Source organism: Nesterenkonia alkaliphila, assembly GCF_009758175.1.
In the GTDB taxonomy this organism is placed as follows: Bacteria; Actinomycetota; Actinomycetes; order Actinomycetales; family Micrococcaceae; genus Nesterenkonia; species Nesterenkonia alkaliphila.
Window position 1 is genome coordinate 1 of the sequence record NZ_WRPM01000045.1, and the last position, 15,816, is coordinate 15,816.

At 64.5% G+C, this 15,816-nt stretch carries 14 protein-coding genes, 1 tRNA gene and 1 pseudogene; 7 read left to right on the plus strand and 9 right to left on the minus strand.

Annotated features, from left to right (window positions below; all coding sequences use genetic code 11):
* From GNZ21_RS15875 to GNZ21_RS06370, 5 genes are all read right to left on the minus strand, one after another.
* A partial coding sequence (locus tag GNZ21_RS15875; RefSeq protein ID WP_269149962.1) for a hypothetical protein occupies positions 1-232 on the minus strand: 232 nt, incomplete at its 3' end.
* A 94-nt stretch (positions 233-326) separates the two neighbouring features.
* Positions 327-593, minus strand: a complete 267-nt coding sequence (locus GNZ21_RS06355) for a YHS domain-containing protein (RefSeq protein WP_138254184.1) — start codon at positions 591-593, stop codon at positions 327-329.
* A gap of 44 nt (positions 594-637) precedes the next feature.
* A complete protein-coding gene (locus GNZ21_RS06360; protein WP_157322500.1) occupies positions 638-2,968 on the minus strand; it encodes a heavy metal translocating P-type ATPase in 2,331 nt (776 codons plus the stop codon).
* Positions 2,958-3,956, minus strand: a complete 999-nt coding sequence (locus tag GNZ21_RS06365) for a heavy-metal-associated domain-containing protein (protein WP_157322502.1) — start codon at positions 3,954-3,956, stop codon at positions 2,958-2,960. The genes GNZ21_RS06360 and GNZ21_RS06365 overlap by 11 nt, the downstream gene beginning before the upstream one ends.
* A gap of 1 nt (position 3,957) precedes the next feature.
* Positions 3,958-4,170, minus strand: a complete 213-nt coding sequence (locus GNZ21_RS06370; protein ID WP_157322504.1) for a heavy-metal-associated domain-containing protein — start codon at positions 4,168-4,170, stop codon at positions 3,958-3,960.
* A 516-nt stretch (positions 4,171-4,686) separates the two neighbouring features.
* Between GNZ21_RS06370 and GNZ21_RS06375 the strand changes: the two genes are divergently transcribed.
* The gene (locus tag GNZ21_RS06375; RefSeq protein ID WP_229659594.1) at positions 4,687-5,829 is read left to right on the plus strand and encodes a recombinase family protein; all 1,143 of its coding nucleotides are present in this window, start codon (positions 4,687-4,689) and stop codon (positions 5,827-5,829) included.
* Positions 5,830-5,942: 113 nt separating this feature from the next.
* Here GNZ21_RS06375 and GNZ21_RS15880 read toward each other — a convergent pair whose 3' ends face one another.
* The 4 genes from GNZ21_RS15880 to GNZ21_RS06390 form a co-directional block, all read right to left on the minus strand.
* Positions 5,943-6,308, minus strand: a complete 366-nt coding sequence (locus GNZ21_RS15880) for a hypothetical protein (RefSeq protein ID WP_229659595.1) — start codon at positions 6,306-6,308, stop codon at positions 5,943-5,945.
* 34 nt (positions 6,309-6,342) lie between these two features.
* Positions 6,343-6,418: transfer RNA gene (locus tag GNZ21_RS06380), tRNA-Arg, on the minus strand.
* 36 nt (positions 6,419-6,454) lie between these two features.
* Positions 6,455-7,021 (minus strand): hypothetical protein, encoded by a 567-nt coding sequence (locus GNZ21_RS06385; RefSeq protein ID WP_157322506.1) that lies wholly within the window; start codon positions 7,019-7,021, stop codon positions 6,455-6,457.
* Between the two features lie 143 nt (positions 7,022-7,164).
* Complete coding sequence (locus tag GNZ21_RS06390) at positions 7,165-8,199, minus strand: EamA family transporter (RefSeq protein ID WP_229659596.1); 1,035 nt, start codon at positions 8,197-8,199, stop codon at positions 7,165-7,167.
* A 24-nt stretch (positions 8,200-8,223) separates the two neighbouring features.
* Between GNZ21_RS06390 and pcrA the strand changes: the two genes are divergently transcribed.
* The 6 genes and pseudogenes from pcrA to GNZ21_RS06420 all read left to right on the plus strand — a co-directional run bounded on the left by pcrA (position 8,224) and on the right by GNZ21_RS06420 (position 15,603).
* The gene (gene pcrA, locus GNZ21_RS06395; RefSeq protein WP_157322508.1) at positions 8,224-10,680 is read left to right on the plus strand and encodes a DNA helicase PcrA; all 2,457 of its coding nucleotides are present in this window, start codon (positions 8,224-8,226) and stop codon (positions 10,678-10,680) included.
* A gap of 73 nt (positions 10,681-10,753) precedes the next feature.
* Positions 10,754-11,917: an ADP-forming succinate--CoA ligase subunit beta gene (gene sucC / locus GNZ21_RS06400; RefSeq protein ID WP_188503792.1), complete on the plus strand. Its 1,164-nt coding sequence runs from the start codon at positions 10,754-10,756 to the stop codon at positions 11,915-11,917.
* A gap of 16 nt (positions 11,918-11,933) precedes the next feature.
* Positions 11,934-12,839: pseudogene (sucD, locus tag GNZ21_RS06405) on the plus strand (succinate--CoA ligase subunit alpha); the annotation flags it as partial.
* Positions 12,840-13,051: 212 nt separating this feature from the next.
* Positions 13,052-13,951: an inositol monophosphatase family protein gene (locus GNZ21_RS06410; protein WP_157322510.1), complete on the plus strand. Its 900-nt coding sequence runs from the start codon at positions 13,052-13,054 to the stop codon at positions 13,949-13,951.
* 107 nt (positions 13,952-14,058) lie between these two features.
* Complete coding sequence (locus tag GNZ21_RS06415) at positions 14,059-15,186, plus strand: VIT1/CCC1 transporter family protein (protein ID WP_188503793.1); 1,128 nt, start codon at positions 14,059-14,061, stop codon at positions 15,184-15,186.
* A 165-nt stretch (positions 15,187-15,351) separates the two neighbouring features.
* Positions 15,352-15,603: a PLDc N-terminal domain-containing protein gene (locus GNZ21_RS06420; RefSeq protein ID WP_157322512.1), complete on the plus strand. Its 252-nt coding sequence runs from the start codon at positions 15,352-15,354 to the stop codon at positions 15,601-15,603.
* Positions 15,604-15,816: the final 213 nt, after the last annotated feature.

Genomic DNA, 15,816 nt, shown 5'->3' on the forward strand with positions numbered 1-15,816 from the left:
ACCGGCACACCCAGAACCAGCATGATCCAAAACAGCCGCCGGAACTGACCCACATGATCGCCATGATCACCGTGACCGTGTCCCGAGTGTCCGCCATGTCCGGCGTGTCCACCATGTGCTTCGTGACCAGCGTGATGCTCGCCTTCGTGCCCGTGGCCCTCATGGTCGTGCCCGTCGTGGCGGCTGTGTTCGTTGTGGTGGCCGTGGTGCCCACTGTGCTCGTGGTGCGCATCGTGGTCAGTTGCTTGCTGCGATCCTGTTGGGGGCTGACTCATACTGCTTTCTCCTCCGTGACTGGTGGTGCTGGGCAAGAGGTGGACGCCTCGTTAAGTGGCAGCGATGTAGCGTTCGGGGTCGGCGTCGAAAAGCGGGCCGCAGGCGTCACAGCACAGCCAGTAACGCTGGTCCTGGTAGTCGCGGTAGAGTCCGGCTTCTTCGGCCTGGGACTTGATCACCGGGGTCCCGGGCATGACCAGGCACTCGGTGACGTCGTCACCCTGGGCTGAGGCGAGGTCTTCGGTCTTAGGCGCGTGACCGCTGCAGCCGCCAGAAGCGGCACCGTGGCCGTGGTTGTGGTGGTCGTGTGTAGTCATCGTGGTTGGTTTCCTTTCTCTGGGTTGATGACAGTTCGGTTCTTTCAGACCTGTGCCGGTTCGCGTGCCGGTGCCGGAACACTGCCAGCGAGGGTAGCCTGGTCGTCGGCTTTGGCCTTGAACCTGCGCAGCCGCAGGCTGTTGGAGACCACCGACACGCTGGAGAACGCCATGGCGGCTCCGGCCAGCATCGGGTTCAGCAGCCCGAAGGCTGCGATGGGGATGGCGATGGCGTTGTACCCGAAGGCCCAGAACATGTTCTGCTTAATGGTGCGCAGAGTTCGCCGGGACAACCGGATCGCATCCGCTGCTGCCCGCAGGTCACCGCGGACCAGGGTGATTTCAGCGGCCTCGATGGCCACATCGGTGCCGGTGCCCATGGCCAGACCCAGATCTGCTTGGGCCAGAGCTGGGGCGTCGTTGACACCGTCACCGACCATCGCCACGACCTTGCCCTCGTCCTGGAGACCGACGACGACATCGACTTTGTCTTTGGGCAGCACCTCGGCAACCACCCGATCGATGCCGACCTCAGAAGCCACCTGCTCTGCCACAGTCTGGTTGTCCCCGGTCAGCAGCACCGGGGTCAGACCCAGCTCTTTGAACTGGCCGATGGCCTCAGCCGAGGTAGGCTTGATCTGGTCGGAGACGACCAGCACACCGCGGGCTTGACCGTCCCAACCGACGGTGATCGCGGTCTTACCCTGAGCTTCGGCAGCCTGCTTGGCGGTGGTGAGGTTCTCATCCAAATGCATCGACCAGTCGTTCAACAGCGACTCGCGGCCAGCGACGATGGCGTGGCCCTCGACCACGCCCTGGACGCCCTTGCCTTCGACGTTATCGAAGGATTCAGGGGCGGGCAGGTCACCGACCTCAGCTGTTGCTCCGGCGGCGATGGCCTGGGCGATGGGGTGTTCGGAGTAATCCTCCAGCCCGCCGGCGAGGCGCAGCAGCTCGGCCCGGTCCACGCCGTCGGCGGTGATGGCATCGCTTAAGGTCATTTTTCCAGTAGTCACCGTGCCCGTCTTGTCCAGCACGATGGTGTCGACTTTGCGGGTGGATTCTAAGACCTCGGGGCCCTTGATGAGCACACCCATCTGGGCTCCGCGGCCGGTGCCGACCAGCAGCGCGGTCGGTGCGGCCAGGCCCATGGCGCAGGGGCAGGCGATGATCAGCACCGCGACCGTGGCGGTGAAGGCGGCACTGATCGGGAACCCGGCCCCGAGCCACCCGCCCAGAGCAGCGGCGGCCACAGCGATCGCGATGGGCACAAACACCGAGGAGACGCGGTCAACCAGGCGCTGGATCTCGGCCTTGCCGGACTGGGCGTCCTCGACCATCTTCGCCATCTGCGAGAGCTGGGTCTCCGAACCCACCCGGGTGGCTTTGATCACCAGGCGGCCCCCGGCGTTGACCGTGGCCCCGGCGACGTTGTCACCTACCGCGACCTCGACCGGCACCGATTCCCCGGTAAGCATCGATGCATCGATCGCGGAATTACCGGAGGTGATCACCCCGTCCGTGGCGATCTTCTCCCCGGGCCGGACCACGAACTCGTCGCCGACATTGAGTTCTTCGATCGGGACTCGCTGTTCTTTACCATCGCGGAGGATGGAGACTTCCTTCGCCCCGAGCTCTAGCAACGCCCGCAGGGCAGCGCCGGCTTGGCGTTTTGAGGTCTTCTCGAAGTACCGTCCCAACAGGACGAAGGTGATTACTCCGGCTGCGACCTCAAGGTAGATGTGCCCCAGCCCATCGGTGCGTGAGATGGTCAGCTCGAAGGGGTGGACCACACCGGGTTGGCCTGCGGTGCCGAAGAACAGTGCGATGATTGACCAGATCAACGCCGCACTGGTGCCCACCGCGATGAGAGTGTCCATGGTCGCCGCGCCGTGTTTGAAGTTTGCCCAGGCGGCCTTGTGGAACGGCCAGCCGGCCCACACCACCACGGGGGTGGCGAGAACCAGGGAGGCGAAGCCCCAGTAGTCGAACTGCAGCGCCGGGATCATCGCCATCGCGATGACCGGTACCGCGAGAATCGCAGCGCCAATCAGGCGCTGCTTCAGCACCCTGATCTCAACGTCCTCACGAGACTCACCCTCATCATCAGAGGAGTTGCCCGTGGTGTTCTTCGACGCAGGTAATGTGGCGGTGTAGCCTGTCTTCTCCACCTCAGCAATCAGCGCCTGTGGGTCCAAAGTATCTGGGCCGGTGACGCTGGCCTTCTCAGTGGCGTAGTTGACACTCGCCTCCACCCCATCGAGCTTATTGAGCTTCTTCTCGATCCGGTTCGCGCACGAGGCACATGTCATGCCACCTATCTGCAGCTCAATACCAGTGAGATTGACCTCTGTGCTTGTTTTCTCAGTGGTCATGATCATTATCTTCCTCGTTCTCAGATGCGGTGTCCGAATCGTTGCCGGATTGCACGCCGCTGGCATTGCTCGCACCTGCGGCCGCATCGACGACCAGCGGGGCGGTATGCACCTGGCCATCGACCTGGAAGTCCAGGAACAACAGGTACCGGCCTTCGGTGGGTGCGGTGGCATCGAATACGATCTCCGGACCAGAGGTCTCCCCGGCCTCCGGCGCATCACCGTGCGGGTGGACGTGGAGGTAGGCCAGATCTCCGTCTCGCAGGGCGACCAGGTGCCCGAATGCGCCCAGGTAGGGCTGCAGCTCGGTGACCGGCTCACCGTCACGGGTAATGTTCATCGTCAGCTGTGAGGCTTCACCCGCGATCAGCTCACCCTCGACGGCCACATCGAATCCATCGACCGTGGCCTCGGTGACCGGCTCGCTGGCCGGGGTCGGGTCATAGTCGCCTGCGACCTGCACCGTGGTGGACAGAGTCAGGCCTTCGCCCGCTGCAGAGGGAACAAAGTCCGCGAACACCCGATAGGTGCCGGCCTCATCCCACTCCCACGGGATCGACCATGTCCCCGCATCGTCACGTTCGGGGTGAACGTGGCGGAAGTGCTGGCCATCGGCGCGAACGGCGATCAGGTGCATTTCCATTTCGTGGTCGAGGTCGAAGTCGGTCACCGGGGACCCGTCCGGACCAGTCACCACCAGGGACAACTCGTCTTCAGCGCCAGGCTCGGAAGGTGCTGCCACCTCAGTCAGCTCGTAGCCATCCTCAGCGGATGCCAAACCCAGAGAGGAGGCATCAGCCCCGTGATCTTCGTGTCCAACGCTGTTCATGCCGTCTCCTTCTTCTGCTCCGTGGTGGTCTTCAGGCTCCTCCTCCACCCAGTTCTGCACGGTGTCCTCGTCGATGACCGCGTTCGCTGTGACTCCAGCCACGGCAAACACGGCCACCAGGATCAGCCCGTACAGACCCAGCCGTGTGGGCGCGTTCATTTCAGCTCCTGAGGGCTGTGTAGCCAGCCTCATCGACAGCAGCGATTACCGCAGGATCCTCGAGCGGTTGCTCGCTGGTGACGGCCAGCCGCCCGGTCTGGGCACTGACGTCTATATCAGTGACCCCGGGGATCTCGGAAACCTCAGCGCGGATCGCGGTCTCGCAGTGCCCGCAGCTCATCCCGGTCACCTGGTACTCGGTCGTGGTTGCCATGATGCGTAACTCCTTCACTCGTGTACTGTTTTCTCGAGGATATACCCCTAGGGGGTAGGGGTCAACTGTGTCAGTAGTGGTCACCCGAAAGCACGATGGGACGCTGATAGTCCTAGGCCGTCTGCCGACCAAGTGGTCAGCCAATCTCGAACGGGCGTTTAAGGGCGGCAGGCATGATATCGACAGCACGCGTCATCGGATAGCGTGCTCAACCAGCTGAGCGGTGCGGCCGGCCGCACATCTTGCCACCAGCACTGACCAGCAGACCGGCGATGACTCCGACACCGCAGTAGAGGCGGAGACGGAGCCCGGAGTAGAATCTGACATGTAAGAAGCCAGCAGCCGAACACGGTTCGACTGTCGGTGCGCAGTTATGTCTAGCCCGCAGGGCTTACTTCGACAGGCTCCAGCAAGCCCGTCGATGTCGTGTTCCCATTTACGAGTCGCACCGCACCAGCGGCACCCCATGGTGCTGCCCGTGTTGGCCCCGCCCGTAACGGGGAAGGAAACACGACAATGACCACCACAGCGCCCGACATCTCTAGTCTTCAACAGCTGGGCCAGACCACCACCCTGGCGGTGTCCTACCTGCGAGTCTCCACCAAGGAGCAAGCCTCCAAGGGCGGCCGGGATGAGGGGTTTTCGATCCCGGCTCAGCGGGAAGCCAACCTTCGCAAGGCCCGCGATCTGAACGCCATCATCGTAGAAGAGTTCGTGGATGCCGGTGAGTCCGCCCGCAAGGCCGACCGGCCTGAGCTGATGCGGATGATCGAGTACATCAAGGCTCATCAGGTGGTCTACTGCATCGTGCACAAGGTGGATCGTCTGGCGCGGAACCGCTCTGATGATGTCGCTATCCATCTGGCGTTGCAGGAAGCCGGTGTTCTGCTGGTCTCTGCCACAGAGAACATCGATGAGACGCCCTCGGGGATGCTGCTGCACGGCATCATGTCCTCGATTGCAGAGTTCTACTCCCGGAACCTGGCCAATGAGGTCTCCAAGGACATGAGCCAGAAGGCCATCACCGGAGGCACCAACGGCAAGGCTCCTATGGGCTACCTCAACGTGGTGAAGAAGGATGAGCTGGGCCGGGAGATGCGCACCGTTGACCTCGATCCAGAACGAGCCCCCATCGTGAAGTGGGCCTTCGAGGCCTACGCCAGCGGCAACTATTCCACCGCCAGCCTGCGTGATGAACTCATTGACCGTGGCCTGACCACCGTGCCAACGCCGAAGCGCCCGAAGAAGGCTCCCTCCCTTTCTGCGGTGCACCGGATGCTGTCGAATCCGTACTACAAGGGCAACGTGTCCTTCCGCGGCGCGGTCTATGAAGGCATGCACGAACCACTGGTGCCCATCGAGATTTGGTACCGGGTCCAGGCAGTGCTGTCCTCCCACCGGGCCTTGGGAGAGAAGACCCAGGTCCATGATCACTATCTCAAAGGTAGCCTGTACTGCGGCCAGTGCGGGTCCCGGCTGATCATGACCAAAGCCAAGAACCGTCAGGGCGTGATCTATCCCTACTTCATGTGTGCTTCATGTGTGCCGGGCGGCACTCCAAGCGCACCAACTGCGAGCAGAAGGCCATGTACATCCCGGATGTGGAGCTGGCGGTCGAGGACTACTACAAGCAGGTCCAGATACCCGAGCACATCGTGACCGCGCTGCGGGAGCTGGTGACCTCGGAGTTCGACCGGTTGCAGGCCACCACCAAGCAGCAGCAGGAGGCCTACACCCGAGAACGGGAGGACCTGATCGCGGAGCGGACCAAGCTACTCCAAGCTCACTACGCCGGAGCTGTGCCGCTGGAGCTGCTGAAGACTGAGCAGGAGAGGATCGCTAAGCGCCTGGCGTTCCTGGAAGCACAGGTCGAGGACGGCACTCTGGAGTACGAGCAGGCCCAAGCCCATCTGGAGGACTGCCTGGCCCTGGCTGGTGACTGCCACGCGATCTACACCAGCATCGATGACTCGCTGCGCCGCACAGCGAACCAGGCGTTTTTCGACAAGCTCTACATCACAGAGGCCGACGCGGTGGACGGTGAGGCCGGTGAACCCTTCGACATCTTGTTCAACCCCGAGGTCCAGTCCACCGCGCTGCGCCGCAAGCAGGGTGGTGGAGACCAGAGTGGAGATCAAACCGCGAACGTCGCAGGTTTGAACAAGGACCAACTGGTGCCCCCGGCGCGATTCGAACGCGCGACACCCGCTTTAGGAGAGCGGTGCTCTATCCCCTGAGCTACGGAGGCGGGGGCGCTGGAAACAGCACCAGTCAATGGTACCGGCTATGGCTTCGCAGTGCGGCCGGTGAGGATGAAGTCACGGACGACGACGCCGGCTACCGTAAGGGCCAGCATTATCAGCAGCACCCAGCTCACCTGGGTCAGGGTTGAGGCCAGAGTGACCAGCTGGTCCTCAGGAGGCCGTTGGTCCAATACCGCGTCGATGAGGAAATTCTCCGTGATGTCCACCGCGGCAAAGCCCGCTGCCACAGCCACCACAATCCACCGCCAGGCCCCGCGGACCAGCAGACCCATCACCGCCCAGGTGGCGAGGAAGAGCAGTGCCGGGAAGATGATCCCAGCGGTCTTGTGCAGGAAGTTCAGCTGCCCGGCGGCGTCGTCCTCAAGGGCGTTCTGCAGAGCTAGGATGTCCGCGGCGCTGTACCCAGTGATCCGGGCCCCGGGCATGGTCAGCCCGTCGGCGAAATAGGTCAGCTGAGGCATGGCGTAGGCATGCAGGTACAGCCCCATGAACAGGGTCACACCCAGCAGGGCGTAGACCAGGATGCGCGGGGAGCCCTGTTCCTGCGGTGCAGGCTGGGCCGCTTTCTTCCCCGACCCGGATGGCACGGGCACCCTGTCGGAGCCCCTGCCGCTACTCTGCTGCGGATTCCCGCGTGTCTTTTTCCGCCGCTTGGACATGGGTCCATCCTCCCAGATCGTCCAACGCCCCTGCGGCGCTCGAACCAGGCCCGGCTGATGCCGGCGGAACCCTAGCCGCCCGTGCTGGTCGGTGCTTTCACCTTAGGTCCCGCTCTGCCCCGGTGCAAAGCGCCAGGCCGGCGACCGAGGAGCCGCGGGACCCCGGGCTGGGTCGAGGACCAGAGCACCCCTACCAGCACCAGCAGACCACCGATCAGCTCCCACCAGGTGGGGCTCTGCCCCAGGATCCACCAGGCCGCCAGGATGCCCACCACGGGCACCAGCATGGAGAATGGGGCAACCACCCCGGCAGGATGCCGCCGCATCAACCACACCCAGATCCCGGACCCGACGATGGTGCCGAACAGCATCGTGTAGACCAGACCACCCCAGCCCGGCAGCGCCTCAGCGGTCAACGATGACGCCACTCCCGAAGAGATCTCCCCCGGTCCCTCCACCAGCAGGGAGACCGCAAACAGCGGCAGCGGCGGCACCACCGTCATCCACATCACCAGGGCCAGCGGCCTGTCCGTCTGAGCCTGGCGGGAGGCTAAGTTCCCCAGCGACCAGCCGAAGGCCCCCAGCACCACCAGAAGGAACGGGCCCCAGCCATCGATGCTGCCCCGGGAGAGTCCCACAGTCACCAGTCCGCCCACGGCCACCGCAATGCCCGCCGCCCGCCGGGCGGTGATGCTCTCCCGCAGCAGAAGCGCGCCCAGCAGCACGGTGAACGGCGCAGAGGCTTGCAGCACCAGGGAGGCCAGACCGGCCGGGAAGCCCGCCGCCATTCCTAGGTAGAGCCCAAAGAACTGAAGCGTGCCGAACCCCAGCCCGTAGCCGAGCAGATACCTCACCTTCACCCCCGGCCAGGGGACAAACAACAGGGCAGGCACCGCCAACAGCGCGAACCGCAGCCCGGCCAGGAAGATCGGCGGGAAATGCTCCAGCGAAAAGTGGATGGCGATGAAGTTCAGACCCCACAGCGTGACCACGGTCAGGGCGAGCAGAATATGGCGAACCGGCACCCTTGCATCATCGCCGGAGAAACCCAGCAGGTCCAGTGGATAGTCGCGGCCTATCCGCTGCGTGGCAGCGGCGCTCTCCACCCCGGGACGTAGACTGGAGGAGATATGGAATTCCTCTTCACGCCACCATCAGAGCGGGCCAGTACGACGACGCGGCAGGCGCCGCAGGTACCCCCGATGAGCACTGGAGCCGCGGTACTGGAGGAGACAGGGGCGGCGTCGTCGTCTGGTGTGCCGGCTGACAACACTGCCGGGCTGAACCCCCAGCAGCAGAAAGCTGTGCTGCACACCGGGACCCCGCTGCTGATTGTGGCCGGAGCCGGGTCCGGCAAGACACGGGTGCTCACCCAGCGGATCGCCCACCTGATCCAGACGGGCCAGGCGCGCCCGCACCAGATCCTGGCCATCACCTTCACCAATAAGGCCGCCCGCGAGATGAAGGAGCGGATCGCCGCGCTGATCGGGCCCACCGCCCAGCGCATGTGGATCACCACCTTCCACTCCTCCTGCGTGCGGATCCTGCGCGCTGAGGCTGCCACCATCGGCAGAAAGACCACCTTCACCATCTACGACTCCGCTGACTCGCTGCGCCTGGTCACCCAGATCGCCAAGGAGCACCAGCTGGATCCCAAACGGTTTAACCCGCGAGCCATCCGCAATAAGATCTCCACGCAGAAGAACGAACTGGTCGATGCCGAGGAGTTCAGCGCCAAGGCTCCCAATGAACCGTTCAGTGAGGCGGTCGCCACCGTCTTCCGCGAATACACCGCCCGGCTGCGCGCGGCCAACGCCTACGACTTCGACGATCTGCTCACCGAGACCGTCTACATGCTGGAGGCTTTCCCCGCGGTGCTGGACAACTACCGCCGCCGGTTCCGGCATGTGCTGGTGGATGAGTACCAGGACACCAACCACGCCCAGTACCGGCTGATCCGGCTGCTGACCGGGCCCGATGCTGAGGTGCCCACGCCGCCGGCCTCCCTGACAGTGGTCGGAGACTCCGACCAGTCCATCTACGCCTTCCGCGGTGCGGACATCCGCAATATCACTGAGTTCGAGCGCGACTACCCCGAGGCCGCCACCATCAAGCTGGAGCAGAACTACCGCTCCACCCAGAACATCCTCTCCGCAGCCAATGCGGTGATCAGCCAGAACACCGCCAGGCAGAAGAAGGACCTCTGGACGGACAACGGGGACGGTCCTAAGGTCACCGTGCACACCGCCCACTCGGAGTCCGATGAGGCCGAATGGATAGCGCGCACCATCGACCGGCTCGGCGATGATCACGGTATCCGCCCGGCCGATGTAGCCGTCTTCTACCGCACCAACGCCCAGTCCCGCTCCCTGGAGGAGCGGCTGATCAGCCGCGGCATCCCCTACCGGGTCATCGGTGGCACCCGGTTCTACGACCGCAAAGAGATCAAGGACGCGCTGGCCTACCTGCACGTGATCAACAACCCGGATGATGACGTGAACCTGCGCCGCATCCTCAATGAGCCCAAGCGCGGGATCGGAGACAAGGCCGAGTCCACCGTGGCCCAGCTGGCAGCCCGGGACCGCACCACCTTCTTCGAGGCCCTCCGCCGGGCCGATGAGACCGGACTGGGCTCCCGTGCCCTGAAGTGCATCGACTCCTTTGTGCGGATGATGGATGATGTCTCCGCCCTGGCCGCTGACGAGAAACCCTCCGTGGTGCTGGAGGCGGTGTTGGAGCAGTCGGGCATGATGACCGCCCTGCGCGAGTCCAAAGACCTCCAGGACGAATCCCGGGCAGACAACCTCGGGGAACTGGTGGCTGTGCTCAAGGAGTACGAGGCCAAGCAGGAATCCCCGGCGCTCGCAGACTTCCTGGAGCAGGTCAGCCTGATCGCTGATGCCGATGCCATTCCCGATGCCGCCGATGGCGAGTCCCAGCGGCTGGCCGCAGAGCAGGGTCAGGTCACGCTGATGACCCTGCACACCGCCAAAGGACTCGAATTTCCCGTGGTCTTCCTCACAGGTATGGAGCACGGGGTCTTCCCCCATCAGCGCTCCATGGGCGATGCGCAGCAGTTGGCTGAGGAGCGCCGTCTGGCCTATGTGGGACTCACTCGGGCCCAGCAGCGGCTCTACCTCACCCGGGCCGAATCACGCAGCCTCTGGGGCCAGACCCAGTACAACCCGCCCAGTCAGTTCCTGGCAGATATCCCCGAGGAACTGGTGGAGGTCAGCGGGGCGGCGTCGCCCTTCGCCAGCCGCGGCTTCGGCAGTGCAGGCCCTGGTGGGACAGGCATCGGCAGAGCAGGATCAGACTGGGGCAGCGAACCCGGGCTGACCGGCTCCCGCGGCTCCTCCGGCGTAACATTCACCCCGCCCAAGAAGGCCGCACCCCGCACCCAGGTCAACCCCGACCGGGAGATCCCCACGCTGAATCCCGGTGACCAGGTGCAACACGCAAAATTCGGCCGCGGCGAGGTGCTGGCAGTGGAGGGCAGCGGGGACAAAACCGTGGCAAAGGTCAGTTTCGCCGGGTCCGAGAAGCGACTTCTCCTGCGATATGCTCCAGTTGAGAAGGTCAGCTAGGTGCGCTCCGCCGTGCCCACCGCTGAACTTTGACCGCAAGAGAAGTTGACTTCGACGCAGAAGGACACCACCCGTGGACCTGTATGAATACCAGGCGCGCGATCTGTTCGAGGCACACGGAGTACCCGTGCTCGCCGGAATCGTGGCCACCACTCCCGAAGAAGCCAAGGCAGCAGCTGAGCAGATTGGCGGCACTGTGGTCGTCAAGGCTCAGGTGAAGGTCGGCGGCCGCGGCAAGGCCGGCGGCGTCAAGCTCGCCAAAACCCCCGATGAGGCCTACGAACACGCTTCGGCCATCCTGGGCATGGACATCAAGGGGCACACCGTGCACCGGGTGATGATCGCCCAGGGCGCAGACATCGCCGAGGAGTACTACTTCTCCATCCTGCTGGACCGCGCCAACCGCAACTACCTGGCCATGTGCTCCAAGGAGGGCGGGGTAGAGATCGAACAGCTGGCCGTGGACTCCCCGGAAAAGCTGGTCAAGTTCAACTTTGATCCCAACACCGGCATCGACGACGCCGCCGCGGCAGAGATTGCCACCCAGGCCGGGTTCAGCCCGGATGAGGTGCCCGCCCTGGCCGAGGTGTTCCAGAAGCTCTGGGGCGCCTTCGCCGCCGAGGACGCCACCCTGGTGGAGGTCAACCCGCTGGTGAAGACCGGCGGCGGAGAGATCATCGCTCTGGACGGCAAGGTCACCGTGGATGAGAACGCCGGCTTCCGGCAGCCCGGCCATGCCGAACTGGTCGACGAGTCCGCTGAGGACCCGCTGGAGGCCAAGGCCAAGGAGAACGACCTCAACTACGTCAAGCTCGACGGCCAGGTAGGCATCATCGGCAATGGCGCCGGACTGGTCATGTCCACCCTGGACGTGGTGGCCTACGCAGGCGAGGCCCACGGCGGTGTGAAGCCGGCCAACTTCCTGGACATCGGAGGCGGCGCCTCCGCAGAGGTGATGGCCAACGGCCTGGACGTGATCCTCGGCGATGAGCAGGTCAAGTCCGTGTTCGTCAACGTCTTCGGCGGCATCACCAGCTGCGACGCCGTGGCCAACGGCATCGTCAAGGCCCTGGAGATCCTGGGCGATACTGCAACCAAGCCGCTGGTGGTCCGCCTGGACGGCAATAACGTGGAAGAGGGCCGCCGGATCCTGGAGCAGGCCAACCACCCGCTGGTCACCACCGCTGACACGATGGACTCCGGCGCCGATAAGGCCGCCGAGCTGGCTAACAAGTAAGGACTGAGGCGCACACATGTCTATCTACCTGAACAAAGACTCCAAGGTCATCGTCCAGGGCATCACCGGCGGCGAAGGCACTAAGCACACCGCACTGATGCTCAAGGCCGGCACCAATATTGTGGGCGGGGTCAACGCCCGCAAAGCCGGCACCACCGTGTCCCATAAGGACAAGGACGGCAGCGAGATCGAGCTGCCCGTCTTCGGCTCGGTCTCTGAGGCTATGGAGAAGACCGGGGCTGATGTCTCGGTGGTCTTCGTGCCGCCGAAGTTCGCCAAGGATGCCGCCGTGGAGGCCATCGAGGCCGGCATCGGCCTGCTGGTAGTCATCACCGAAGGCATCCCGGTGCAGGACTCCGCCAAGTTCTTCAACCTCTCGCTGACCAAGACCGGCGCCGACGGCAAGCCCGTGACCCGGATCATCGGCCCCAACTGCCCGGGCATCATCACCCCCGGCGAGGCCCTGGCCGGGATCACCCCAGCCAATATCACCGGCAAAGGCCCGATCGGGCTGGTCTCCAAGTCCGGCACTCTGACCTACCAGATGATGTACGAGCTGCGCGACATCGGGTTCTCCACCTCTATCGGCATCGGTGGCGACCCGGTCATCGGCACCACCCACATCGACGCTCTGGAGGCCTTCGAGGCCGACCCGGAGACCGAGGCGATCGTGATGATCGGTGAGATCGGCGGCGACGCCGAGGAGCGCGCTGCGGCCTACATCAAGGAGCACGTCACCAAGCCGGTGGTCGGCTACGTGGCAGGCTTCACCGCTCCCGAGGGCAAGACCATGGGCCACGCCGGTGCGATCGTCTCCGGTTCCTCCGGCACCGCCGAGGCCAAGAAGGAGGCCCTGGAGGCGGCAGGTGTGAAGGTCGGCAAGACCCCCTCGGAGACTGCCACGCTGCTGCGTGAGATCTACCAGGGTGCCTCCGGCAGCGACTCCGCCGATGCTGGTGCTGCCGAGTCCCTCAAGGACAAGGCCGAAGGGCTCGTGGACAAGGTCAAAGGCGTGTTCACCAAGGACTGACGCCGACCAGCACTGACGCTGAACGAAGGGGTCGTCTCCGATGCCGGAGACGGCCCCTTCTGCGTCAGTGAGAGGCTCAACCGTTCCAGCAATAGGGTAGAGATATGAGCCACTTGCCTGAAGCCCCCGCCCTGCCCGCCGCCGCAGACCTGCCGGCCTCCGCCGAGCTGCGCAGGATCGCGGTCACCGCCGCGCACACCGCCGGTGAGCCGCTGAAAACAGCCTTCCGCTCCCACATGGAGATCCAGGAGAAGACCTCCAACACGGATCTGGTCACCATCTGGGACAAACAGACCGAGGAGACCCTCATCAGTCTGCTCAGCGCCGAGGTCCCGGACTCCCGGATCACCGGGGAAGAGGGCGGCCAGCACGGCACCGGCCGGGTGGAATGGATCATTGACCCCATCGACGGCACCTCCAACTTCGCCCATGGATTCGACCTGTTCACCATCTCCATCGGCGCGGCCGTGGACGATGTGGTGATTGCCGGAGTCGTCTATGACCCGATCAATGAGCTCACCTTCTCCGCCGATGACCACGCCGCCTATCTGCGGGTCCGTGAGGGCGCCGAGTCGGTACTCAAGCCGACGCCGAAGACCGGCGTGGCCGAACCGCAGCTGAACCTGCTGACCAATTTCCCCGGAACCTGGATGGTCCAGCGCCACGGGGAGGAGGCGCTGCGCGCTTTCGGTGAATTCGTCACCACCTACGCCACAGTCCGGCGCATCGTTTCGGGGGCTCTGGAGCTGTGCCATGTGGCTGCTGGGTGGGCAGACGTCGTCGTCAATTGCCGCACCAATCCCTGGGACATCGCCGCAGCCCAGCTGATTCTGACCCGCGCCGGCGGCACCTTCAAACCCTATGGCACCCGCGGTGACCTGGCCTTTGACGGGACCCCAGCGGTGAACGCCCATCTGGCCCCCGGCTATGTGGGCCTGGGCTCCGGCGTGGAATCCCCCACCGCCCCACCGGTGGCCGCGAGATTCGTATGGAACCAGAGTTAGTTCCGCCGGCCAGGACTTAGCCACGCCAAACGCTTAGGGGTGCTGAAGATTCGTCACACCGCTGAGCACGACGACGCCGCCCGGTGCTTCCCGGCACTATAGAGAGTGTGAACAGCCACCCCACTCCCGAGCCCGCCGGCACGCCCCCGACGCCCAAACAGATTCGGCGCTGGCGGAAGTACTTGGCTGATGAGATCGCTGAGGCCACGCTCTACGAGCAGCTGGCGCGGAGAAAATCCGGCGAGGAACGTCAGATCCTTCTGGGGCTGGCGGCAGCGGAGAAGCGGCACCAGGAGCACTGGCGCCAGCTGCTGGGCCCGCACGCCCACAAGCTGCCCGGCCCCTCCGTCCACCGGGTGCTGCTGGGCTGGATGGCCCGGATCTTCGGCTCGGTATTCGTGCTCGCCCTTGCCCAGCGCGCAGAGGGCGAGTCCCCCTACGACCAGGACCTTGACGCCACCCGCGGGATGGCCGCCGATGAGGAGATCCACGAGGAAGTCGTCCGGGCGCTGGCTGCCCGCGGCCGGGAGAAGCTCTCCGGCGGCTTCCGGGCTGCGGTCTTCGGCGCCAATGACGGGCTGGTCTCCAACTTCGCGCTGATTATGGGGATGGGCGGCACCGGGGTAGGGGCCACTGTGGTGCTGATGAGTGGGGTGGCCGGTCTGCTGGCAGGGGCGCTGTCCATGGCCGCAGGGGAGTTCATCTCGGTGCGCAGCCAGCGGGAGCTGCTGGACGCTACCCGGCCCACCCAGGTCACCCTCCGTGCAGCTCCCGATCTGGACTTTGACCACAATGAGCTGGTCCTGGTCTACCGGGCCAGAGGACTCAGCGAAGAGGATGCTGAGCACCGGGCTCTGGAGCGGCTGGGCGTATTCGAATGCGACTGCAGGCCCGAGCTGTCCTACCCCCGGACTCAGGGAGAGGCAGCAGAGGGCTCGCACAACGATCATGGGGTGGTCGGTTCAGCCTGGACCGCAGCCGGGTCCAGCTTCGGCTTCTTCGCCGTAGGCGCCCTCATTCCGATTCTGCCCTACCTGTTCGGCGCTACCGGTTGGCTGGCAGTCGGGGTCTCCACCGCCCTGGTCGGCATCGCCCTGCTGGGCACCGGCGCAGTGGTCGGCCTGCTCTCCGGGGCCTCCCCGCTCAAGCGTGCCCTGCGCCAGCTGGCCATTGGTCTGGGGGCAGCGGCGATCACCTACGCCCTGGGCTCGCTGCTGGGGGTCACCGTCGCCTAGGTTGACATCGTACGGAATCAGTCCTCGACGAAGCTTGCCGTTGTCCTCGAACTGATCGGGTAAGGGGACTCCGTAGCTCTTTGAGCGGCCGACTGGCGCGGGAACCAAGGGTCGAAGGTAATCTGGATCACAGGCAGGGTGTTGCAGGTGAGGGAGGAGCGAATCATGGTGGTCAGTTTGTCTGGCGCAATTGTGAATCCGTTGTTGCCAGGCGTCTGGGATGCGTTCGGCTGGGTGGTTGGTCTGCTGATGCTGGGACTGGTGCTCGTTGCCGTCATAGCCGTGATGCGCTCAGGCCATACTGTGGGGGCCAAAGCGGCAATGCTCCTGCTGGCATTTCTGGTCCCGGTGATCGGGGCTATCTTTGCCCTGCTGCTGGCCAGGCAGGAGCCCGACGGCCTCCGCCTGGACGACTAAGGTCAGTAGAAGAGGTTCCGCACTTCATGGTGAATGCGGTCGCGATCAACATGACCTGCTCCTGTCCGGGGAGCGTAGACTCGTGAGGAGCTCACCCGGAAGGAGATGCTGCATGCGACGAATCCCTGTGACCCTCAGTGATGAGGCTGCCCAGGCATTGGATCAAGCGGTCGCTGATGGACAGTTCAGGTCCCCGGATGAGGCAGTTAACCT

Coding starts and splice junctions, on each gene's coding strand:
- GNZ21_RS06355 (WP_138254184.1), bottom strand. CDS start 593: ATGACTACACACGACCACCACAACCACGGCCACGGTGCCGCTTCTGGC.
- GNZ21_RS06360 (WP_157322500.1), bottom strand. CDS start 2,968: ATGACCACTGAGAAAACAAGCACAGAGGTCAATCTCACTGGTATTGAG.
- GNZ21_RS06365 (WP_157322502.1), bottom strand. CDS start 3,956: ATGAACGCGCCCACACGGCTGGGTCTGTACGGGCTGATCCTGGTGGCC.
- GNZ21_RS06370 (WP_157322504.1), bottom strand. CDS start 4,170: ATGGCAACCACGACCGAGTACCAGGTGACCGGGATGAGCTGCGGGCAC.
- GNZ21_RS06375 (WP_229659594.1), top strand. CDS start 4,687: ATGACCACCACAGCGCCCGACATCTCTAGTCTTCAACAGCTGGGCCAG.
- pcrA (WP_157322508.1), top strand. CDS start 8,224: ATGGAATTCCTCTTCACGCCACCATCAGAGCGGGCCAGTACGACGACG.
- GNZ21_RS06410 (WP_157322510.1), top strand. CDS start 13,052: ATGAGCCACTTGCCTGAAGCCCCCGCCCTGCCCGCCGCCGCAGACCTG.
- GNZ21_RS06420 (WP_157322512.1), top strand. CDS start 15,352: ATGGTGGTCAGTTTGTCTGGCGCAATTGTGAATCCGTTGTTGCCAGGC.